This window comes from Cohnella nanjingensis (assembly GCF_014212125.1).
In the GTDB taxonomy this organism is placed as follows: Bacteria; Bacillota; Bacilli; order Paenibacillales; family Paenibacillaceae; genus Cohnella; species Cohnella nanjingensis.
On record NZ_JACJVP010000008.1, the window covers coordinates 24,079 to 45,122 of the forward strand.

22 protein-coding genes and 1 riboswitch are annotated in these 21,044 nt (G+C 55.5%); of the genes, 19 read left to right on the forward strand and 3 right to left on the reverse strand.

The genetic code is table 11. From position 1 onward, the window contains the following. Nucleotides 1-148: 148 nt before the first annotated feature. The 18 genes from H7C19_RS07340 to H7C19_RS07420 all read left to right on the forward strand — a co-directional run bounded on the left by H7C19_RS07340 (nucleotide 149) and on the right by H7C19_RS07420 (nucleotide 14,228). Complete coding sequence (locus tag H7C19_RS07340) at nucleotides 149-583, forward strand: hypothetical protein (protein WP_185141943.1); 435 nt, start codon at nucleotides 149-151, stop codon at nucleotides 581-583. Then, entirely contained in the window at nucleotides 580-924 is a 345-nt protein-coding gene (locus H7C19_RS07345) for a hypothetical protein (protein WP_185141944.1), read from the forward strand. The genes H7C19_RS07340 and H7C19_RS07345 overlap by 4 nt, the downstream gene beginning before the upstream one ends. Further along, nucleotides 914-2,350 (forward strand): phage tail sheath family protein, encoded by a 1,437-nt coding sequence (locus H7C19_RS07350; RefSeq protein ID WP_185141945.1) that lies wholly within the window; start codon nucleotides 914-916, stop codon nucleotides 2,348-2,350. Before H7C19_RS07345 ends, H7C19_RS07350 begins: the two co-directional genes overlap by 11 nt. A 16-nt stretch (nucleotides 2,351-2,366) precedes the next feature. Then, complete coding sequence (locus H7C19_RS07355; protein ID WP_185141946.1) at nucleotides 2,367-2,885, forward strand: phage major tail tube protein; 519 nt, start codon at nucleotides 2,367-2,369, stop codon at nucleotides 2,883-2,885. Between the two features lie 13 nt (nucleotides 2,886-2,898). Continuing rightward, a complete protein-coding gene (locus H7C19_RS07360; protein ID WP_185141947.1) occupies nucleotides 2,899-3,243 on the forward strand; it encodes a phage tail assembly protein in 345 nt (114 codons plus the stop codon). Nucleotides 3,244-3,397: 154 nt separating this feature from the next. After that, nucleotides 3,398-6,382, forward strand: coding sequence for a phage tail tape measure protein (locus H7C19_RS07365; protein WP_185141948.1), 2,985 nt, complete (start codon nucleotides 3,398-3,400; stop codon nucleotides 6,380-6,382). Next, complete coding sequence (locus H7C19_RS07370; RefSeq protein ID WP_185141949.1) at nucleotides 6,379-6,582, forward strand: tail protein X; 204 nt, start codon at nucleotides 6,379-6,381, stop codon at nucleotides 6,580-6,582. The genes H7C19_RS07365 and H7C19_RS07370 overlap by 4 nt, the downstream gene beginning before the upstream one ends. A gap of 3 nt (nucleotides 6,583-6,585) precedes the next feature. Next, nucleotides 6,586-7,611, forward strand: coding sequence for a phage late control D family protein (locus tag H7C19_RS07375; RefSeq protein ID WP_185141950.1), 1,026 nt, complete (start codon nucleotides 6,586-6,588; stop codon nucleotides 7,609-7,611). A gap of 2 nt (nucleotides 7,612-7,613) precedes the next feature. Then, a complete protein-coding gene (locus tag H7C19_RS07380) occupies nucleotides 7,614-8,012 on the forward strand; it encodes a phage baseplate assembly protein V (protein WP_185141951.1) in 399 nt (132 codons plus the stop codon). Beyond that, nucleotides 8,009-8,407, forward strand: coding sequence for a phage tail protein (locus tag H7C19_RS07385; RefSeq protein WP_185141952.1), 399 nt, complete (start codon nucleotides 8,009-8,011; stop codon nucleotides 8,405-8,407). Before H7C19_RS07380 ends, H7C19_RS07385 begins: the two co-directional genes overlap by 4 nt. Next, nucleotides 8,404-8,736 (forward strand): GPW/gp25 family protein, encoded by a 333-nt coding sequence (locus H7C19_RS07390; RefSeq protein ID WP_185141953.1) that lies wholly within the window; start codon nucleotides 8,404-8,406, stop codon nucleotides 8,734-8,736. The genes H7C19_RS07385 and H7C19_RS07390 overlap by 4 nt, the downstream gene beginning before the upstream one ends. Beyond that, nucleotides 8,736-9,863 (forward strand): baseplate assembly protein, encoded by a 1,128-nt coding sequence (locus tag H7C19_RS07395; protein ID WP_185141954.1) that lies wholly within the window; start codon nucleotides 8,736-8,738, stop codon nucleotides 9,861-9,863. The genes H7C19_RS07390 and H7C19_RS07395 overlap by 1 nt, the downstream gene beginning before the upstream one ends. Then, nucleotides 9,856-10,407, forward strand: coding sequence for a phage tail protein I (locus H7C19_RS07400; RefSeq protein ID WP_185141955.1), 552 nt, complete (start codon nucleotides 9,856-9,858; stop codon nucleotides 10,405-10,407). Before H7C19_RS07395 ends, H7C19_RS07400 begins: the two co-directional genes overlap by 8 nt. Nucleotides 10,408-10,419: 12 nt before the next feature. Further along, nucleotides 10,420-12,510 (forward strand): phage tail-collar fiber domain-containing protein, encoded by a 2,091-nt coding sequence (locus H7C19_RS07405; protein WP_185141956.1) that lies wholly within the window; start codon nucleotides 10,420-10,422, stop codon nucleotides 12,508-12,510. 12 nt (nucleotides 12,511-12,522) lie between these two features. Further along, entirely contained in the window at nucleotides 12,523-13,011 is a 489-nt protein-coding gene (locus H7C19_RS07410) for a hypothetical protein (protein WP_185141957.1), read from the forward strand. Between the two features lie 18 nt (nucleotides 13,012-13,029). Continuing rightward, a complete protein-coding gene (locus H7C19_RS07415) occupies nucleotides 13,030-13,806 on the forward strand; it encodes a hypothetical protein (protein WP_185141958.1) in 777 nt (258 codons plus the stop codon). Nucleotides 13,807-13,811: 5 nt separating this feature from the next. Continuing rightward, nucleotides 13,812-13,919 (forward strand): CD1375 family protein, encoded by a 108-nt coding sequence (locus H7C19_RS34200; RefSeq protein ID WP_221469097.1) that lies wholly within the window; start codon nucleotides 13,812-13,814, stop codon nucleotides 13,917-13,919. A 12-nt stretch (nucleotides 13,920-13,931) separates the two neighbouring features. Beyond that, entirely contained in the window at nucleotides 13,932-14,228 is a 297-nt protein-coding gene (locus tag H7C19_RS07420) for a CTP synthase (RefSeq protein WP_246469361.1), read from the forward strand. Nucleotides 14,229-14,300: 72 nt separating this feature from the next. Here H7C19_RS07420 and H7C19_RS07425 read toward each other — a convergent pair whose 3' ends face one another. The 3 genes from H7C19_RS07425 to H7C19_RS07435 form a co-directional block, all read right to left on the reverse strand. Beyond that, nucleotides 14,301-14,945, reverse strand: a complete 645-nt coding sequence (locus H7C19_RS07425) for a PsbP-related protein (RefSeq protein WP_221469098.1) — start codon at nucleotides 14,943-14,945, stop codon at nucleotides 14,301-14,303. Nucleotides 14,946-15,383: 438 nt separating this feature from the next. Beyond that, the gene (locus H7C19_RS35425; protein WP_185141960.1) at nucleotides 15,384-16,178 is read right to left on the reverse strand and encodes a transglutaminase-like domain-containing protein; all 795 of its coding nucleotides are present in this window, start codon (nucleotides 16,176-16,178) and stop codon (nucleotides 15,384-15,386) included. Between the two features lie 13 nt (nucleotides 16,179-16,191). Beyond that, nucleotides 16,192-16,282, reverse strand: a riboswitch (cyclic di-GMP riboswitch). Between the two features lie 65 nt (nucleotides 16,283-16,347). Continuing rightward, entirely contained in the window at nucleotides 16,348-17,025 is a 678-nt protein-coding gene (locus H7C19_RS07435) for a class D sortase (RefSeq protein ID WP_185141961.1), read from the reverse strand. 179 nt (nucleotides 17,026-17,204) lie between these two features. On the opposite strand from H7C19_RS07435, the gene H7C19_RS07440 reads away from it, so the two are divergent. Beyond that, nucleotides 17,205-20,858 carry a collagen binding domain-containing protein gene (locus H7C19_RS07440; RefSeq protein WP_185141962.1) on the forward strand — a complete coding sequence of 1,218 codons (3,654 nt, stop codon included), beginning with the start codon at nucleotides 17,205-17,207 and terminating at the stop codon, nucleotides 20,856-20,858. The last annotated feature ends 186 nt before the right edge of the window (nucleotides 20,859-21,044 follow it).

A 21,044-nucleotide genomic window follows, 5' to 3' on the forward strand; every position in this document is an offset into this window, starting at 1 on the left:
CATGATGCGATGGCCTAACGAGAAAGGAGGTGAACCACAAAATGCCAAGAATGACAACGCTGGCAGGGAACGCAACGAAGAGCAATATCGACTCAACGCTGACGTGTCTAGCGCATGAGCCTGATCGCTGCCCGGGAGGTGAAGCGACATGACGACCGTCATGCTGATGCTCGCGCTGCAGGCGTTTTTACGCAAGGAACTAGCTCGCGACGCCACAACTGTTCCGGTGATCCATCTTGGCGCGCTGCCGAACCAAACCGAGGCCGCTCGTCAAGACGCAGTGTTTCCGTACATCATTATTCGCCCCGTGGAGGGGGATAGCGACAACGAAGAGGGAACCACGCAAATCAAGCTCATCTTTGGGACCCAGACCAATGACGATTCGGGTTTTATCGAGGTTTTTAATTGGATGGAGCGTGTGCGGGTCTTGCTCATGCGACAGCGAATCATGGAGAAGAAATATTGTATTGAACCGGAGTGGAAGTGGAAGTTCCTCGAAGACCAGCCGGAGCCGCAATGGATGTGCCAGGCGTTAACTACCTGGATCTTGCCCCAAATCAGACAGGAGGTTAAGACGATATGAGCAACAAAAAGTCCACCAAGGTCGAAGAGGTATCGTTCGATGTATCTGAGCGAGCTGAGACCGCAACGACCCCGCCGGAGCCGGGCGTCCCCGCCGCGGCGGGACCCCAGATCTATCTCGGGCCGAACATCCCGGGGGGCCGACTCTTGCAGTCGACGGTGTTCCGGAACGCCATCCCCGCTTACCTGCAGCCTCTTATCCAAGAACAGCCTGACATTGGGGCGCTGATCGTACCGGTCAGCGACATGGCCGATGTACAGAACCGGATCGTCCAGACAGGGACGGCGGAGTACGTCGCTTATCAAAATCTACTGCAAGGAGGCGTAAGCAATGGCATTTAATCATGGTGTTACCGTTATTGAGCAAGCGACATCGGTCCTAGCGCCGACGACGGCAACCAGCGGCATCCCATTCGCAGTCGGGACGGCCCCGGTAAACCTCGCTTCCGCGGGCGTGCCGGCCCATACGCCGGTTCTCGTATACACGTATGCGGAGGCCGTCGCTGCACTGGGCTACTCGGACAATTGGACCGACTATACACTCTGTGAACTAATCTACTCGCATTTTGCGCTCTACGCCAAAGCGCCGATGATTCTGGTCAACGTTTTGGACCCGGCCACTCACAATACGAAAGTCGTGCCAACTGCGGTGGCCGTCAGCAATCGGGTCGCCACACTGGCCGTGGATGGCGTGCTGCTGCCGACGCTCGTCGTCAAGTCTTCGGATGGCGCCACGACCTACACGGCTGCCGATTATACGGCAGCGTTCGACGACAATGGACACGTCATTATCACGACCAAGGATGAGATCCCAGCTAATGCAACGCAGTTGCAGATCGGCTATGACAAGCTAAATCCTGAAGCCGCTGGTGCGGACGATGTGATCGGCGGTGTGACGGCGCTGGGCGCTTATACAGGTTTCGAGCTGGTCAATCAAGTGTACCCGCGCTTTGGCATTCTGCCTGATCTGCTAGTGGCTCCCGGATGGTCCCATTTGCCGGCAGTTGCTGCCGTCATGAAGGCTAAGGCCGGTAACATCAACGGCAATTTTAAGGCGATGGCCCTCACGGATATCGACCCTTCGAAGCCGTACACGGAGGCGGGGGAGTGGAAGTCGAGCAACAACTACACGGGTCCTCTGCATATCGCCACGTATCCCATGCTCACGATGGGTGACAAACGATACCACTATTCCAGCCATCTCGCCGGCTTGATTGCCCAAACGGACGCCAGCTATGGCGGCATCCCATACGCCTCGCCGTCCAACAAGGCACTGCAAGCCGACGGCACAGCGCTGGCTGACGGAACGGACCAGTTTCTGGGCATTGACCAGGCGACGTATCTCAATAGCCTAGGCATCGTTACCGCCGTCAATCTCGGGGCGAGCGGCTGGCGGAGCTGGGGCAACAATACGAGCGCGTTTCCAGGCGTGACGGATCCCAAGGACAGCTTTATCCCCATCCGGCGCATGTTTAACTGGATCGGCAACAGCATCATTTTGACGTACCTGCAAAAGGTTGACGATCCGCTTAACAAGCGTCTGATCGCGGCCGTGACCGACTCGGTCAACATCTGGCTCAATGGCCTGACGGCATCCGGGGCGTTGCTGGGCGGTCGTGTGGAGTTCCTGGAAGCCGAGAACCCGATTACGAACCTGATGGCCGGCAAGGTTACGATCCACGTCTATCTCACCCCACCGGCCCCAGCGCAAGAAATCTCGTTCTTGCTTGAGTACGACACGTCTTATCTGTCGGCGCTGTTTGCGTAAAAAAAGGAGGGTTCACATGCCAACAAGAACAGAACGCGTTGTTGATTACTCAGTGTTTCTCAATGGCACTGATTACTTAGGCACGTCAACGGTAACGATGCCGGAGATCACGTACCTCGCGGACACGATCAAGGGTGGCGGTATCAGCGGCGAGGTCGAGGCGCCGTCGCCCGGCCAGACAGGCGCCATGACGTTGACGCTGAACTGGCGGACCACGGAGCCATCTGCGGCCGCTTTGCTGGCGCCGAAGGTACATGCGCTCGATCTCCGAGCGTCTATTCAGACGTTCGATCCGACCAAAAATGAATATAAGGAAGTCCCATTTAAGGTATCGGTTCGCGCACGGCCGCTCTCGATGTCGCTCGGCAACCTAGAACCGGCTGCGGCCATGGATACCGCAAACACCTTCTCCGTCACTTACATCAAGGTACTGCTTGATGGAAAAGAAGTGCTTGAGATCGACAAATATAACTACATCCATAAGGTTGACGGATTTGACTATCTAGCCGTGACAAAGGCCAATCTTGGACTGTAAAGGGGAGAGCAAAATGGCAAACGAAGATCGGATAGAAGAGGCAGCCGAGCAGCAATCCGATCCTATGGCGGAGGTATACACCTTCGCCCGCCCTGTCTCTTTTGACGGAGAGCTATTTGCGGATGTCACGCTCGATTTCGATAAGCTGAGCGGAGAGGATATCTTGGCATGCGACCGGCAGTATCGCTCCGAACAAGGGCGGTCCGGCGGGGTGTCTCTCGCGCCTGAAATGGACAAGTCCTATCAGGCTTACATCGTGGCGAAGGCGGCCAGCGTACATGTTGGGCTCATTTTGGCCGCGTCGGCCAAAGACTTCACACGACTGACCTTGAGGGCCCGAAATTTTTTGCTGCTGTAGGTGTGGAGAGCTGCAGTGGGTTGAGAAAACTCACTGCAGCTTTAGCCATGCATACGCATACGCCAATCTCTTTTTACCTAGGGCTGTCGCTCGTAGATTTAAGGTTGTGGACGGAAGACATCGCTGATTTGACAGGAAAGAGGGGTTAGCACAAATGCCAGGACTTAGTAAAGAAGTCGATATCGTTTTTAGGCTCCAGGGGCTGATGGACTCCTCTTTCCGCCAGTCAACGAGCAGTGCCAAGCGCCGCATTGAGGAGCTCGAGAAGGCGCTGCAGGAGGTGAACAGCCGAGGTGATATTGCCGATCTCCGCCAAGATGCAGATCAGGCGGATCAATCTTTTAGCGACCTTCAGAAAAGTGCAGGAGCCTTCCGGGATACGCTAAAAAGCGTGGCCAAATTTACCGGCATCCCCAGTGCCGCTGATTCGTTCAAGAAAATGGTCGGATCTGTCGGAGACTTTGAGAATGGCATGGCTCAGCTCCAGGCCTCTACAGGCGCATCCGCAGCAGAGATGCAGGCGATGGAGAAGATCGCGGAAGATCTTTACAAGATGCCTATGGGCGACAGGTTTGACGTTTTATCGGAAGCCATCGGAAAAGTCCGGCAGGTGACGCTACAGTCCGGCGGGGCATTAGAGGAAACAACAAAAAACGCACTCATCTTCCGTAATGTTTTCAAGGGAGAAATTACGGAGTCGGTCCAGACAGTCGACACCATGATGCGTAATTTCGGCATCACGAGCACCGAGTCCTTTAACCTGCTGGCACAGGGGGCGCAAAAGGGACTTAATAACGCTGGGGGACTGCTCAATAGTGTGAAGGAGTACGCGCCGCAATTTGCTGCGCTTGGCTACTCGGCTAACGAAATGTTCGATATGTTCAGCGCCGGGCTCGCGTCTGGCGGTTTGAATTTGGAGAAGGTTGGCGCCGCTGCGGAGAAGTTCAATTCCGGGCTCCAAGAAGGCAGTAAGACGACCAGTGACGCGATGGCTGTTCTCTTTGCTCCAGACCATATTGTCGAATGGACGAACGCTCTCACCCAGGGAGGGAAGAAGTCTTCCCAGTACATGGAGCTGGTTGGCAAGGTAGGGAAAAAGACCGGCGAACAGATGGTTGCGAACCTCCGCAAAGGCAGCAAGACGGCAAGCGAAACCTTCACGGTAGTGCAATCGGTCATGGGCGAAGGTCAGCATATCCTTGATGGTCTCTCGGAAGGCTCTATCAAGGGAAAAGATGCCATGAACGCCGTCATCTTGCGATTGCAGGAAATCAAGGACCCGCTAGAGCGCAATCAACTCGGCGTTGCTCTGTTTGGTACGCAGTTCAAGGATCTGGAAACCAATGTGGTCGCGGCAATGGGTACGACCCGAAACCAGTTTGACATGGCCAAGGCAACGATGGACGAAGTCGCCAAGGTCAAGTATGACACGATTGGTAAGGACTTTCAGACCATTGGGCGGCAACTGATGACGGAGCTCGTCATTCCCATCGCCGAGGATCTGATGCCGGCTCTGGGGCATCTCGCTGACTGGGCAACGGACAACAGCGAGGTCGTCCAGGCGCTGGCCCTCGTCGTGCCGGCTGCATTAATCGGGAAAAATGTATACAAGCTTGTGCAAGGCATTGGCCAGGTGGCGGGTGCGGCAGCGGGGGCAGCCGGAGCTGCGGGCAGTTTCGGCGGCGCGATAGCCTTGCTAACCAATCCCGTGGGACTGGCTATCGGCGGCGTCGCCGCGTTGACGCTGGGTGTGATGGCGTACAAACAACACCAGGAGAACGTCCGCCAAGATCTCATCCATATGGGCGATGATTTAGATGCTGCAGCCCAGCGGTATCAAGCGGTGGCCGACAAGGCCAAGCAAACGAATGACTTGGTGTGGGAGTACAACAACCTCAGCACGGCAGTTCAGGGTAACACGGACAATACGGAGCAACTCGTCAGCAAAAAGGAACGTCTGGCCGACATCACCAAGCAACTGCAAGACATGTATCCCAAAATAATCACGCAATACGATATTGAGAACGACAAAATCAAAGAAAAGCTTGGATTGCTTAAGCAAGAGTCCGATGCAGACAGAGCGTACACCAAGCTCAAGCTTGAAAGAGAGGTTGCGGATAAAAGCCGCGATCAACCGAAGCTGGAAAAAGAGTATCAGAAACTTAAGGAACAGGCGGCCGAAGCGGATAGTCAGCGAAGCATCATCGATTCGACACTTCCCGTATTGAAGGAGTACCAGGTAGAGTTTCATAAGCTACTTGCGGACGAGCCTACCGAACAAACAAGGGAAAAGTTGGATGCTTTGCAGCAAAAAATCAATGAGGCTGCCGAGGTGGTTGGTCTACATTTCAATCATCTGGCTGACTTCGACGCACAGATAAAGAAGTTGGAGGACAAGCGAGTCGACGCGATCGATGCGCAACTCGAGACGCAAGATGAGTTGCGGGCGGCCAGCTCCAGCTACCAGGAACTCTACGACGCACAAAAGAGTCTCATCGAGCTCAACCTGGGTGGGAGTTTAGAGGAGCAGGCCAAGAACTTTAACAGCTTGCCGGACGAGCAGAAGTCCCGGTTCATGGAAGCGCTGGCCGCAATAAATGAACTGAATCGACAAATGGATCTGCTGCCGTTTGAAAAAAAGATCAACGTGGATGTGCTCTATCAGTCCTCCGGCCTCGAACAGCCGCCAGGGACCGGATCAAAGCCGCTTATTGACTCCCCGGACGCATTTAAACTTATGCTCCCGGATGCGTTTGAGCTTAAACTCCCGGAAGCGGCTAAGCCCCCGTATGCAGCTAAGCCGCCGGAGACGTTTAGGCCCCCGTTCCTGCGCACATATGCGGACGGCGGCTTCGCCAACACGCCATCTATTTTTGGCGAGGCCGGTCCCGAGATCGCGATTCCGCTCAATGACAAGCCTCGATCTCATACCTTGCTGGATATGGCGAACAGGATGATGGGCCGGGGCGACAGCAACCAGGTAGAAACGAACATCACTTGGGCTCCGAGCATTGTGATTCAGGGCGGTGACCCGGGTATAGAGCAAAAGATGAGAGGGGTACTTTCGGATTCGCAGGCTGGTTTTGAGCAGTTCTTGAAGCAGAGGCAGGAACGCAGGGAGAGGGTGAGCCTACGATGATCTATCGTACACTGCAAGGCGATACCTGGGATGGCATAGCCTTTAAGCTGTATGGGGACGCCAAGCTGATGACGCTCCTGATCAATGCCAATCCCGACCATGCCCAGACGGTCATTTTCAGCGCCGGCGTGCAGCTCAAGGCCCCCGACCGGCCGGCCGAGACGGCGGACGATCTGCCGCCATGGCGCCGGGAGGGTTGACCCATGGCGCAGATGCAGGATGCCCGTCGGGCGATGCTGGTACTCACTTACAACGGCAAGGACATCAGTAGCGATATAGCCAAATCCTTGCTTAATTTTACGTACACGGATGAGACGGGCCTGCTTGATGATCTGGATATTACGCTTGAGGATCGGGAGCGCAAGTGGCAGGGTTCCTGGACACCCGCCGCCGGCGATCGGATCAAGGCCGAGATCCGTACCATTAACTGGATCGGCCCGGGCGAGATCAAGAGCCTGCCGCTCGGATCGTTTGAGGTCGACTCGGTCAACGTCAACGGCCCGCCGGACACCGTAACGATTCGTGCCGTTTCGCTGCCTAACGGATCCGCCAAGCTGGAGAAACGGTCGAGGTCCTGGGAGAAGACAACGCTCAAGACGGTTGCCACGGAGATCGCGAAGCGCGCGGGCCTGTCGCTGCTCTACGAGGCGTCGGATAACCCGTCTTACGATCAGTTGCAACAGACCGAGCAGTCCGATCTGGGATTTCTCCAAGACGCGGCGACGAGGGAAGGGATTGCGCTCAAGGTATCCGGCTCCAAGCTAGTCCTCTTTAGCGAGTACACCTACGAGCAAAAAGCTGCAGTCGCCACGTTTACGCGGGGCACCGATGACGTGACTTGTTACGGGTTCACTTGGTCGACGAACAATGCAGCATACCGTGCTTGCACGGTGAGTTACACCAATGTCAAGACCAAAAAGGCCGTTTCAGTCACTTATACGCCCACTGCCGCACCTAAGACAGGGCCGGTCCTCAAGCTCAACGAGCAAGCTGACACGCAGGCGGCGGCACTCCGCCTGGCGCGCATCCGGCTCCGTGAAAAGAACAAAGAGGTGGGCAAAGGCTCGCTGCAGCTTATGGGCGATATCCGAATGGCGGCCGGGCTCACGATTAACGTCAAAGGCTGGGGCAAGTACGACGGCAAGTACATCATTGTCTCCGCGCGACACGCGATTGACGGCAGCGGATATAAGACGGATCTTGACATCAGAAAAGTATTGGGGTGGTAGCGATGATTTATATTGGACAAGTCTCCAAGGCCGACCCGGCCGCCGGCGCCGTGCGGGTTACCTTCGCGGACAGAGACGGCCTTGTAACAAGCGAGCTGCCGGTGATCAGGCCGGGGGGCTGGGGGCATGAGATCGCCATCCCGGAGCCCGGCGAGATGGTCCTGTGCGTCTTTTTGGACGTGAGCCGTACCGCAGGCTTTTGCCTCGGCACGTACGGCGATCCGCCAGGAACGGCGGATCAGCGCGGAACGTGGTTTGAGGACGGAAGTCACGTCTATTACGACCGTACGGTAAAGCAACTGATCATCAAAGCCGTCGGCGGCGCTCAGATCACCGGCAATGTGAGCGTCACAGGCAACCTTAACGTGTCCGGCGGCCTTACGACGGGATCGCGCGCATGAACAAGCTTGGAAGCCTCGGTCCCGTCGTTTTTATCGTCTCGGAGGGCGCGACGCGTACGATTGACGATTTCCAACGCAGCGCGGGGGGCCGATGGGCGCAACACGATATCATCGGCCAAAAATCCAAAAAGCAATGGCTGGGTCCCGGGGCGGATACGGTGACGTTCTCCGTCCTTTTCGACGTCCGGTTCGGGCTCCATCCACGCAAGGAGATTGACCAGTTAACAGAGCTCGAGCGCGCCGGCAAGGCGTTGCCGCTCGTCCTCGGCCGCAAGGGCATCGGGGTGGGGCTGTGGGTCATCACATCTATGACGCAGGCTTGGAACACGCTGGACGGCGATGGCAATGTGCTGTCGGCGACAGTTAACTTGACCTTGGAGGAGTATGTCAAATGATCTATACCGTAGACATGACCGCGCCCTCGGCCATCCAGTTTGCGCCAAGCAGCTTGATTGACGAGGTGGCGCAAAATATTCGCACGATTCTGGCGACGCCGCTCGGCAGCGCGCCGTTCGCGCGGGACATCGGATTGGATTATTCGCTGATCGACGAGCCTGCGCCGATCGCCGAAGCGCGCTTAATCGGCGCGATCACGACGGCCATCGCCGCTCAGGAGCCGCGCGCCATCGTGACCGATGTGATCGTTAAGCCCGTCGCAGGGGACGCTTGGACCGGGACGCTGCCCGCCGTCGTAAGGTTCCGAGTGTCCGAGGGGGTGGCGTGATGCAGTACGTCGATCTACCGGATATCCAGATGGTGCCGGAGGATGCCGCGAGCATCCAGCAAAACATCATTACGGTTTATGAGGGCTTGACCGGGCGCACGCTGCAGCCTGGCGATCCGGTCCGTCTCTTTTTATCATCGCTGGCAACCATCGTCGTACAGCAGCGGGTGTTGATCAACCAGACGGCCAAGGCCAACTTACTGCGATACGCGTCCGGCGTGTTGCTCGACCATATGGCTGCAGCTTACGGCGTGAAGCGTCTCGACCCGGCCCCGGCGATCACCAAGCTGCAGTTTACGCTCTCGATCCCGCTGACATCGGCGATGCCGATTCCCGCAGGCACACGCGTAGGCGCGCAGGGCGCCGCCGGTTCGATCTACTTTGCGACGACGGACTATTTCGAGATTCCGGCGGGGGCGACGACGGGCACTGTGACGGCTGCCTGCGCCACGCTCGGTCTGACCGGCAATGACTTTTTGCCTGGTCAAATCAGCGTATTGATGGACCAACTGCCGTTCGTTCAAGCGGTGACCAACTTGACCGAGAGCAGCGGCGGCGCAGCCGCCGAGAAGGACGAGGATCTGCGCACGCGTATCCGCACGGCGCCGGAATCGTACAGCACGGCCGGGCCGCGCGGAGCGTATGAGTTCTGGGCCAAGACCACTTCGGCGGCGATCGCGGACGTGCACGCGTATTCGCCATCCGACGGCGAGGTGACGATTGTGCCGCTGCTGGCCGGGGGCATCATCCCCGGACAGGACGTGCTCGACGCGGTCGCGGAGACATTGGAGGATCGCGGGATTCGGCCGTTGACCGACAAGGTGACGGTAGTCGCGCCCATGCCGGTCTCCTACGACACGGCGGTGACGTACTACATCAACCGTGAACGGTCCGCCGAAGTGACGGGGATCCAGACTGCGGTCGCGGAGGCGGTCTCCGCCTATCAGCTTTGGCAAAAGTCGCGGCTCGGGCGGGATATCAATCCCTCTGAGCTCATCGCCCGCCTCATGGCCGCCGGCACGATGCGCGTGGTGGTCACGTCGCCGGTGTTTACCGAGCTGGATGCGACGCAGATCGCCCAGGACGGCGCGACTCATATCGTCTATGGGGGCCTCGTCGATGACTAATATTCGGACCGCGAGACTGCTGGACATTTTGCCGACATCTATCCACAGCGATCCGGCTATAGCCGCCGCCGCGACCGCGCTTGATGCAGAGCTGCAGTCGGTGTCCGCGATGAGCGCCGCCCTGAGCATCTACGCACGATCGGCGGAGTGGACGGACGCGGAAACGGACGAGTTGGCTTGGCAATTTCAGCCGCCCTACTATGACCCGGGGCTGCCGCTCGACCAGCGACGCGCATTGGTGCATAGCGCCATCCCGTTCCATCGCCGGAAGGGTACGCCGGGAGCCGTCGAGGACCTGGTCGAGCTGCTTTTCGGCGAGGGCAGCGTTGAGGAGTGGTGGGAGTACGACGGGGACCCACATCATTTTCGGGTGTTGACCAACAATGCGGACGTGACGACGACGCGGGCACAAGAGTTTTTCCAAGCGGTCGAAGCAGTCAAGCGGCTATCTGCCGTCTTGGACAGCGTCACGATTAGCCAGGCAGAGCCGCTGCAGCTCTATATTGGCGGCGCGCTGCACATTGGCGAACGCATAACGATTTAGGAGGGATAACCATTGGCAGTATTTAACGGCATGACCTTGACCAATAAAGGGCTTGTTTTGCAGGGCAAGGCCCAAGCTGGTGCGACACTGCATTATACCCGATATGCGGTCGGGGACGGTTCGCTGACGGGGCAAGCTATTCCTGCCCTTAACGGTTTGATTTCGCCTAGACTTAGTTTGCCAATAAACAGATTGAGGACACAGCCGCCTAACAAAGCGATCGTCGGGACCGTGCTGAATAACTCGAGCGTGACTACTGGCTTTTTTATGCGCGAGATTGGTTTGTTTGCAAACGACCCGGATATCGGCGAGATCCTCTACGCCTACGCAAACGCGGGGGCGACGGCGGATTACATTGCCCCAAGTGGCGGCGCCGATGTAATTGAGAGGACGATCGATAGCGTTGTTGTCGTGGGCACTGCCTCCAATATTACGGCAACCATTGATGAATCGCTTGTCTTTGCGCGACAAGCAGAACTTGAAGCTCATAAGACGGCCGCGTCGCTGGATCATCCGGATGAATCGGTTACAACCGCCAAGCTTGCCGCTAAGTCCGTGAATCAAGCCAAGATCGCCGACAAAGCGGTAGGTGCCACGCAGCTTGCAGACGGAGCTGCGACGGACACGGTTATCGGGAATCGAACTGCGGACCCAAACACGACTGCCGCTTACGGCTTGAGCGGATCGGTTACCGCTTTGTTTTCATGGATATTGAAGTACTTCAAGGCCATCACCGGAAAATCCAATCCATTCGATACACCGGATATCACGCTGGCTTCGGCCAAGGCGCATGTCGACGCCATCGCTCCGCACAGCGGACATGCGGTAACCGTACGCAAAATCAATACGTCCGCCGGGCTGCAAGGCGGCGGCGATCTTTCTGCTGACCGCACGCTTTCCATTGCAGATGATGGGGTTACTGATGCGAAGTTCGGCAACCGCATGATCGACGATACGGTCACTGCGACTGTGGATGCAGACACTCCGACGCGTTTGTGGTCCAAGCTGGCGTTCCTGATTAAAGCGATCACGGGGAAGGCAAATTGGTTTACGCCCCCGAAGATTACGCTTGAAGCTGCCAGCGCTTCGCTTGATACACTTAGCAGTAAAAAAGAAGACCGGGCCAATAAAAACCAACCCGGCGGCTACGCCGGTCTTGATGCTCTAGGGCAGCTTCCGTCGTCGGTATTCGGCTCTAACACCAACGCGGCTACGCTGGGAGGGCGCCCCACGTCCGCATTCGGGCAAAACTTCGATGTTCAAACTGCTGACTTGAATACCCTGGTGCAATCCGGTTTTTACCGCCTGGGTGGCAACAATGCCAACGCGCCCGTTGGTGTGCAGTATGGACAACTGTTAGTAATACATGGTAGCGGCGACACAGTAACGCAAATCGTTACTGGCTACAATAGCGATAATATTTTTTGGAGAAGTGGCAACCCTCCGGCAGCCGGTGGCGTAGGCAATTGGAACGTGTGGCGTAGGGTATGGCATTCGGGAATCCAAGGCAACGGGAGCGGCGTTGATGTGGACACGGTGGACGGGTACCATGCTGCAACAGGGTCAACAGCATCAACAGTTGCAGCGCGAGACGCAGCTGGGGGCATAACCGCATATGGTTTCACTTCAACAAGAAACGATGGAGCGGCACCAATTATCGTTAATTCGCAAGGGTGGGTAGGCAACCTTAACGCGGACATGGTGGATGGCCTACACGCATCAAATATCGCACGGTACGGTGGAGGCGTTACGAGTACAACTCTTAACAGCCAAAACGCAGACACCGGTATGTATAACATTTCCGATGGATCGACCATCGGGCTGACAGCAGACTGGTATCATGTCATACACATGCGACATGTTAGTAATGACGGATACGCGGGGCAGTTGGCGATTAGATACTTTGGAGCCGGAGAGATGTATTTCAGAAGCGCAAACGGAACAACATGGGGCGCATGGAAGAAGGTAGTGACGGAAGGTGGAAGCAGTGTTTTAGTTGCAGCTCAAGCTGGATATAACGCAAGGTATGTCCGCAATACGTTCATGAGTACGGGAGATCCTAGCGGCGGCCAGCCCGGCGACATTTGGATCAAGTACCAGTAAGGAGAGAACCCAATGAACTGGCAGAATTATTACCCTTACTGGGAAAACGACAACGGCAACAACTCCGATGGGACACCGAAAAACTCTTGGTACAGATATATCGGCAGTTGGCCGGCTGGAAGCTATCGCTTAACCGCTTCTGCACGCGGCTTCCCAGATCAGACAAATATGAGGGCGTACGTTCAAGTCAATGGTTATCAAGAAGTCGCATCTATCACGTACGCCTCAAACGGTAATATGGGGCCCTTAACGGTTCCCTTCACCTTGAGTCAGGGTGTAACAGACGTTTACCTTCGCATAGTACGAACTATCGGATACACCGGCAATGTTGGCATGTATATAGACGCCGATCTAGACACCCTTATTACGGGCTTCGGGTATGTGAACATTGACGGCACGTGGAGGCGTTCGGTAGGTGAATGGGTGAACATTGACGGAGCATGGCGAAAAGTCGCTGCTAAATGGGCGAACATTGACGGCGTATGGCGAAAGCAAATATAGGAAGGAGGGCACCGTAGCATGGAGATTAAGATTTCTAGGTTTGTCCGCGAATATGGGGATTATTACGTTCGTTTTTTCGTCACCTCCAAAGACAAGACATTCGAAACCGAGGCCATGGTGTCCGGCAGCGAAGCCGCAGGGAAATCGCATGACGAGATCAGCGCTCTAGCGCTAATTAAGGTAAAGCCGAATATCGATTACAACATGAGCCAGCCGGACGAACTGCCGAGCGAAGACATCGGGGACATGATCGGCAAGGAGGTCAAGGTAGCGCCTGCCGCGCTTCAAAGTATCCGGGTATTGGGTCCGGCGTCTGTCTTTACAACTGCTGCCGGGCCGGTTTCGTCGAATTTCAATGCGGTTCCGATTGATCAATACGGCAGCATAATAGAATCGAGTGCCGTGGTATGGAGCTATTCCCCCAGCGAGCCAGGGATCGAGATCGATGCATCGACCGGAAGGCTCACAGCCAATCGGCCGGATCTCGCAGCATCCGTTGTCGTAACGATATCGGCCGCGATCGGGGGAGTCGTTGGCACTCTTCAGGTAGCAGTAAATCCACCTACTGGGGAGGATGTGTTAGGGAGAAAGGTCGCCGAGTTGGAGACAGAGAGCGTACAGACCATGCTGGCCGTTGCCGAAGCGTACGAAACAGCTGTAGTAAACAACACTCAGCGTGAAAAGGAAGGTGTCGATACGATGCTTAGGCTAACCGAAGTATATGACCTCTTCCTGCAGCAGCAGGTGGAAATCGAAGCCCTTAAAGCCGAAGTTTCTACCCTTAGGGGGTGTTAGCTAATATGGCCCAAGTATATGCCAACCTGATCCGGCGAGGCATCAAAACTATCGAGGATGTGCCGGTAAACAAGCGTGAAGAAGTGCAAGCCATTCTTAAAGCCGATGTTTAGGCGGTTCAAAGGGTGGCCTGTCTATTACAACGCGGGCCGGGATCGAAGGTCGAAGGGATCTACGGAAAAGGCGAGATCGTCGAGCAGTACGGGATATGCAACTATGGGTTGAACCCCGAATTCGCTCCCTTGCTGGAGCAAGCCGGCCTTCGGGTGGCCGGAGTGGACACCGAGGGCGCAGCTCGCATCATGGAGCTTGCGGGGCATCCTTTTTACATCGGGACGCTGTTCCAGCCGGAACGATCCGCCTTTCGGGAGACCGTACATCCGTTAATTCGGGCGTTCTTGCGGAGCGCGATGGACGAATAAGAGAAGGGACCGACCCGTCGCTGTTCGCGAGGGGCGGTCCCTTCTACTTGCCGATCGCTTGCTATCGTGCAACTACTCGTAGGATTCCAGCGTATCAACCATTTCGGCGACGGTATCCGCGTATTTGTCGACGCTCTCGGGGGCCGCGGTGTACGTGATGACGTAGGCTTTGCCCGCGTCGAGGACCGTCGCTTGCTCCCAGTGCAGGCTCAGCTGGCCCTGCTTGCCTGTGTACTCCATGTAGTGTACGCCGTCTTCAGTGGACGTAGCCGACGAGATGAGCTTGTAATCCGTAATCAATTGCTTGAGTTGCTGTTGGGAAGCCTCTGCGTATTGCTCCAGCGTGACTTCTTGTCCGCCCAGATCCTGCACGACCAAGTTGACATTCTCTTGGAAGGTGTCTTTGTCGTCTTCGACCGGAGAGAGGAAGGCGGCTACGACGCCCGGGATGCTGTCTTGGACGGTCCAGGTGGTCGGATATTGCATGCGGAGCTTGTATTCCGCGTTGTCGTAGAGCTTAAAGCCTTCCTTGAGGGCTGCGGTTGAGGCGCTGGCGCTAGGACTCGGGCTTGGGCTCGGGCTGGGACTTGGGCTCGGACTGGCGCTGGCGGATGCCGAAGCGCTAGGCGAAGGAGACGCGTCGTTTTTCTTATCGTCGGATTTGCCTCCGCAGGCGGCAAGCACGATCGCCAGACCCAGCGGGACAGACCATTTCAACCATCTTTTCGTTTGTTTCCACTCCATTATTTTCTCCCCCTGTTCGATTCTTGCAATTTCTACTAGGAAAATGCCAATTACTCTGACAACATTATACAAAATTCGACCAAATGTAAATACAATTCTCCCTATTTTATAGAAAATTTTAGGTTGTGTTCCCCTTTTGACTGGGAGGAAAGGCACGGGTCGAAAAACCTCGTCCTGTCGTTTCGAGGTGCTTTTTAGGTATTCCTTACGAATTTTGTTCATTTATTGTATAGGTCGAATTGATAGGATGGGATGGGAAGCTAGTTGGATGAAAGAAGGTGGGGCGATTTGAGATGCCTTCCTATCCCCTAAGACGCCAAATAGGGCCTGCCCGAATGATAGACAGGTCCGTTAGGCATGAAGCTGGGGATGGAAAACGGTGATGCCAAGCCGGACTGAACGGGAAGATGGTTAATAAACCTTCGTTCCCTTATAGTTCGCGGCATCCTTGAATATCGCCGGCGTCTGGCCCGCTTGGACGCGCGCCGCGTCGTAGGTCGTGTCGACGACAACCCATTGGTCTTGCAAGTAGACTTCATTCCAGGCATGCAGGATGTCGGGGTGATTCTTCTCCTTGCCGATGACCAGCTTGGTCGGAATGCCGACGCTCCGGGTCATCGCGGCGAAGGTCGACGCGAAGTCGTAGCAGATGCCCTTGGAAGCTTTGTAGACCTTGTCCAGATTCGGGATGTAGCCTGGTGCGACCGTCTTGGCCTTGGCTTCGTCGTAGGTGAAGGTCTTCGTCACGAAGCCATAGACCGCCTTGACCTTCTCCTTGTCCGTCTTCGCGCTCTTCGTTAGCTGCTTGGCTTTCACGACCGCTTTGGTGGTCTCGTCCCACTGAATGATCGGATTCGACTGCTTGAACACTTCTGTTTCGTCAGCCATCTGCAGGTCGATCTGGTCTTGGGAGACGACTTTATACTTGCTGCCGCTTACCGCTTCGGCGATCAGCACGGTATAGCTGCCGTTGCCGAGCTGCAGCGGATATTGGGCGCCTTGGGAGAGCGCGTAGTCGAATGTGGCGTTGTCCTTCGAGATGCGGACGATCGCTTTGGCTTGATTCGAGGGCGTGTAATCGACTTTAATGACGCCTTTGTCGAGCAGGCCCTGGTCGATCGTCGTCGAGGCGGCCTCCGTCCGTTCCGTCGCGAAGGCGAGGGAAATAGCGGCTGCGAAGAGAAGAATTGCGGGTTTTTTGAACACAAAAAACTCTCCTTTCGGTAACTGGCTGCCATCTCAGTACGAGTACTAAGGAAGGCCCTGTAGTTTTGCGTCTCTAGCTTTCGCTAGATTTGCCTTTATCGGTGGAAAGCACCGAGGTTCTATTGAATTAACCTAAATTTACTATAACTCTGTCGATTTGTACATCCTCTTATTTGGAATTGTCGACTATTTTGCCCTTAACGACTAAGCGGTGCGTGGGATTTTTCATCGGATGGCAGGTGATCAGCGTAATCTCCCGATCCTTGCCGTTGCTCTCCAACACTTCGACTTGCGTAGGGAGCACGTATTCCTTGGCATCCACGATATAGGTGTAGGTGGCGTTCTTCGTCTCGACTTGGATGGCGTCTCCCACCTTCACCTCGTCCAGCCGGTTGAAGTTTTTACCATAGGTCCGGTTCCGATGTCCGGCGATCGCATAGTTGCCGACGGCGCCCAGTTTGCCGGTATGCAGAATGCTGGCCACGGACAGCTTCAGGTGCGCTTGCGTGGCATCCGTGATGATCGGCAGCTTCAGATCGATCTTGTCGATGAGGAGGATGCCTTCGACGGATTCCTCGTCGATCCCCTTGGCGGCGGCCAGCTGCTGGAGCTCAGGCGCAGACGGATCTCGCTCGGCGGCGATGTCCTGTACGGGCGGAGCGAGCGAAGGCGCGGCAAGCGGAGATTCGCTCTCCGACGGGACCTCTTCGATCTGCTTCAGGTTCTGCTCCCATTCTTTTAAGAGGGCTTGCTGCCGGTAACTCTCGTAGCGATCGGCAATCGTGGGATAACAGAAAATGAAGATGCCGACAAGGATACATACATAGGGAAGAACTCTTTTCAACATGGTCACGCACCTCGCCTTGTGTAGGCTCAAATCGCTGAATTTTTATTGCTAATTCATGGATATTTCAATAGAATGGGTAGTTGGTATTGAGACTTATGGGCCGCTTTCGGAGTGGGATATAGTTCCAATATCATAGACGAATTTCATTCAGTTTAAGATGAAAAGAGGGTTTTGAACAGATGGGTTATCGTAAAACGGCTGCGTTTATTGTCTTCGTGATGGTATTCGTTCAGGTGGCATTCGGGTTTGGTCCGTTGCCCAAGGCTAGCGCAACTGCGATCGAGACGGACGGCATCAATCTGATCGACAGCGTCTCCATGTCGGTCTACGATTCGAACGGTCATTCGGTGAACGGAAGCGTGTACGAGCAGGGCTCCGATGTGAAGTTGGATTACACTTGGTCGATTCCGAACAATGTGTATAAAGACGGAGACACTTTCTCTTTCTACATCCCGGACGAATTCTTGCTCTTCAATGACATTCCCAAGCAGCCTCTCATATTTAACGATGAAGAAGTTGGCACTTTTTATGCAACGAAAGATCATAAGGTCGTTATGACTTTCAACAACTATATCGAAACGCACAATAATGTACAAGGCATCCTCACCTTCAAAACGCAATTCGACAAACAGGTAATCAAAGGAAGCACTACCCAGACGATTACGATCCCCATCAAGGGTGGGGACCAGATCTTTACTCTTGTCTTCAAACCTAACGTCACTTCGACGATAGAGAAGAAGGGCGTACCCGACGGCTTCAATCCGAAAAGCATCAATTGGACGGTAGACGTGAACAAGGCGCTGGATTCGGTGACGAACGCCGTCATGTCCGACCCGTTCCCGACAGGCTTGAAGCCGCCGGTGTCCGTTGCCGTGTACGGTCTTAACGTGAACCTGGATGGCAGCGTCACCCAAGGCGCATTGATCGATAGCAGCCGATACACCGTGGACTTTGCGGGAGGTCCGCTGAATGTGCGGTTCGCGGATAGCCCGATCACTTCCGCCTATCGCATTCAGTTCGTGACCGATATCGACGATACGAGCAAGACGTCCTTCAGTAACACCGCGACGTTCCAAGGGACCAACAAAACCCCCGTCAATTCTTCGACGACCGTCAGCGTGAATTACGGCAAGTTCCTGGACAAGTCGTCGACGGGCTATAATTCGGCTACGCAGACGATCGACTGGGCGATTAAGTACAACTATAGGGAAGAGTCGATTACGAAAGCGAATGCGCTGTTGACCGATACGTTCGGCAAAAAGCAGCAGCTTGTCAGCGGCTCTGTCGCGGTCTATCCGATCGAGCTCGATAACACGGGCAAAGAAACCAAAGGGGCCGCGATCGATCCTTCCCTTTACATGGTAACCCCAACATCGGATGCGACGGATAACGGCTTTACCTTGCAATTCAAGCAGAATATCAATTCGGCTTACAAGATCGAATATCAAACGACCACAATCGATCGCGTAGAGAGCAATACCACGATTACGAATAAGATCGAATCCCGGGGCCAATGGACCACGGGCACGCGCGATATCAAACAAGTCGTTCTGACGAAGGACAACGGCCCTGTCAACTATCAGAACCAAACGGTGAAGTGGACGATTCGTCTGAACGAAGACAGCAAGACGATGACGAATGTCGTGCTGAAGGATACGTTCCCGAACGGTGGATTGCAGATTGTGCCAGGCTCTCTGGTGGTGACGCCGGATAGCGTTCCTGGCGCGACTTATGCAGTGAACTATACGGCGAGCACGCCGCCCGGCGCAAATGACGGATTCGTCTTGACGTTCAATGCCCCGATCACAGGACCTTATACCATCAGCTATACCACGAAGTTCAATAATGACTGGCTGAACTACAACTGGCAAACGGGGACGGCCAGCTTCCCGAATCACGCCGCGGTCACATGGACGGAGCGCGGGGCGACAGCCCTCGAAGTCGATTCGACATTCAATCCGAACCCCCAAACCCAGAGCAACGGCTACAAGTCGGGTTCCTACAATGCCAAGACCAAGGAAATTACTTGGACGGTTGGGGTCAACTACAATCGCAAGCCGTTGAACAACGCGATCGTTCAGGATGAATTGAAGAGCGGTCAGAAGCTTGTCCCGGGTTCGTTAGCAGTCTACCCTATGACCGTGCAGTCCGACGGGACGCCAGGGCAAGGCGCAACGGCCATCGCTAGCAGCGAATATACCGTTGATTACAAGAACGATATCTTGAAAGTAAGCTTCAATCAATCGATCTCGACGGGCTACATTCTAGTATTCAGCACCAGTTTGAATGACGTGCTGATCGACGCAACGGTAAAAAACACGGCCAATCTGTTTGATGGCACCGTTGCCCAATCGAAGGACTTGACGGCATCCAAGAACATTCCGCAGGGCGGTGAGTACGTCAACAAGAACGGCGCGCAGAACGGCGGGAAGATCGATTGGACCGTCAATATCAACCGCGGCTTGTCTACCGTGAAGGACGCCGTTATCACGGACGTCCCAAGCCCGAACCAAATGTTGATTGCGAATTCGTTCCATCTCTATCCGACAGACATTAACGCCAATGGCACGGTCACCAAAAAAACGCCGGAGTTAATCAAGGATACGGATTATAAGCTGGAGATTTCGACCGATGATGACGGCCTTCAGTCCTTCGTTCTGACGTTCCTGAAGGACATCGATACAGCCTTTATCTTGGAGTATCAATCATTAATCGTCGCGAATAACGGAGACAAAGTCTCGAACAAAGTCAGCTTCGCGGGCAATAACGTACAGTCCGTCACCAAAGACACCACCAAGGAGATCATCGTAGGCGTGTCTAGCGGTTCGGGTACGGGCAGCGGCGTCCGCGGCAACTTGATCGTGAAGAAAACGGACGATGCGGATCATAGCATATTGAGTGGCGCTACGTTCGAACTTTATCGCCTATCCGGCTCCGACCGCATTCCGGTCGGCACAGCGGACAGCGACAACAACGGGTTGGCTACATTCAAGAAACTGCTGTCCGGCAGCTATGAAGTGAAGGAGATTAAGGCGCCGGCCGGGTACAATCTGGATTCGAAAGCTTATTCGGTCACGATCAACTCGACGACCGACGTGAATCTGGAGATCACGAACAAGAAGACCCCGACGCCGACACCGACGCCAACGACGTCGCCGACACCGACGCCAACAACGTCGCCGACACCGACGCCAACAACGTCGCCGTCGCCGACACCAGATCCGACGACGTCGCCATCGCCGTCACCAGATCCAACGACGTCGCCGACGCCAGATCCGACGACATCGCCATCGCCGACACCAGACCCATCGACATCGCCAACACCATCGCCGACGCCGGCAGTACCGACGCCGACGCCTTCGGTCGATCCGTCGCCGTCGCCTGAGCCGACGCTGACGCCGACGCCGACGCCGACGCCGACGCCGGTGCCTACACCGAAGCCGACGCCTACGGTGGTGGAGAAGACGACCGACCAGGATCAAATGATCGAGAGCAAAGTCGATGTACCGCTGGGCGGCTCGGCAGCTATTAAGGACAAGCCGAAGCATGGCCAAGTAACCGTGAAACCGAACGGCAGCTGGAAGTACAAGCCGAATCCGGGCTATACCGGGCCGGATAAGCTGACGATTCGCGTAACGGACAAGGACGGCAACACGAACGATATCCTGATCGACATCACCGTCGATGAAGTCCCGCTCGGCAACGATTTGCCGGGGGCAACGCTGCCGAAAACGGGCGAAGGAAGCCACCTGAATGTTCAATTAGCGGGTCTTGCCGTTATCTTGCTGGGCGTGTTCTTCCTCGTACGGAGAAGACTGTTCCGCGGCAAGTAATCGTAAGTTCTAATGCTCTCAAGGGCTGCAACGGGTTGCGCATGATGCGACCTGCTGCAGCCCTTTTTTTGCACTGAATTCGGGAGCGGTATGAGAGAGGGCTGCTGAATCAACAGGGCAGCTCCGCAGCCGAAGAATCGGCGGGAGCTGCCCGGTCTGTTAAAGTACCTTTATTCGTCATGCGAA

Coding starts and splice junctions, on each gene's coding strand:
- H7C19_RS07410 (WP_185141957.1), top strand. CDS start 12,523: ATGAACTGGCAGAATTATTACCCTTACTGGGAAAACGACAACGGCAAC.
- H7C19_RS07340 (WP_185141943.1), top strand. CDS start 149: ATGACGACCGTCATGCTGATGCTCGCGCTGCAGGCGTTTTTACGCAAG.
- H7C19_RS07375 (WP_185141950.1), top strand. CDS start 6,586: ATGGCGCAGATGCAGGATGCCCGTCGGGCGATGCTGGTACTCACTTAC.
- H7C19_RS07350 (WP_185141945.1), top strand. CDS start 914: ATGGCATTTAATCATGGTGTTACCGTTATTGAGCAAGCGACATCGGTC.
- H7C19_RS07390 (WP_185141953.1), top strand. CDS start 8,404: ATGATCTATACCGTAGACATGACCGCGCCCTCGGCCATCCAGTTTGCG.
- H7C19_RS07355 (WP_185141946.1), top strand. CDS start 2,367: ATGCCAACAAGAACAGAACGCGTTGTTGATTACTCAGTGTTTCTCAAT.
- H7C19_RS07440 (WP_185141962.1), top strand. CDS start 17,205: ATGGGTTATCGTAAAACGGCTGCGTTTATTGTCTTCGTGATGGTATTC.
- H7C19_RS07395 (WP_185141954.1), top strand. CDS start 8,736: ATGCAGTACGTCGATCTACCGGATATCCAGATGGTGCCGGAGGATGCC.
- H7C19_RS07400 (WP_185141955.1), top strand. CDS start 9,856: ATGACTAATATTCGGACCGCGAGACTGCTGGACATTTTGCCGACATCT.
- H7C19_RS07415 (WP_185141958.1), top strand. CDS start 13,030: ATGGAGATTAAGATTTCTAGGTTTGTCCGCGAATATGGGGATTATTAC.
- H7C19_RS07380 (WP_185141951.1), top strand. CDS start 7,614: ATGATTTATATTGGACAAGTCTCCAAGGCCGACCCGGCCGCCGGCGCC.
- H7C19_RS07370 (WP_185141949.1), top strand. CDS start 6,379: ATGATCTATCGTACACTGCAAGGCGATACCTGGGATGGCATAGCCTTT.
- H7C19_RS07365 (WP_185141948.1), top strand. CDS start 3,398: ATGCCAGGACTTAGTAAAGAAGTCGATATCGTTTTTAGGCTCCAGGGG.
- H7C19_RS34200 (WP_221469097.1), top strand. CDS start 13,812: ATGGCCCAAGTATATGCCAACCTGATCCGGCGAGGCATCAAAACTATC.
- H7C19_RS07385 (WP_185141952.1), top strand. CDS start 8,009: ATGAACAAGCTTGGAAGCCTCGGTCCCGTCGTTTTTATCGTCTCGGAG.
- H7C19_RS07345 (WP_185141944.1), top strand. CDS start 580: ATGAGCAACAAAAAGTCCACCAAGGTCGAAGAGGTATCGTTCGATGTA.
- H7C19_RS07360 (WP_185141947.1), top strand. CDS start 2,899: ATGGCAAACGAAGATCGGATAGAAGAGGCAGCCGAGCAGCAATCCGAT.
- H7C19_RS07435 (WP_185141961.1), bottom strand. CDS start 17,025: ATGTTGAAAAGAGTTCTTCCCTATGTATGTATCCTTGTCGGCATCTTC.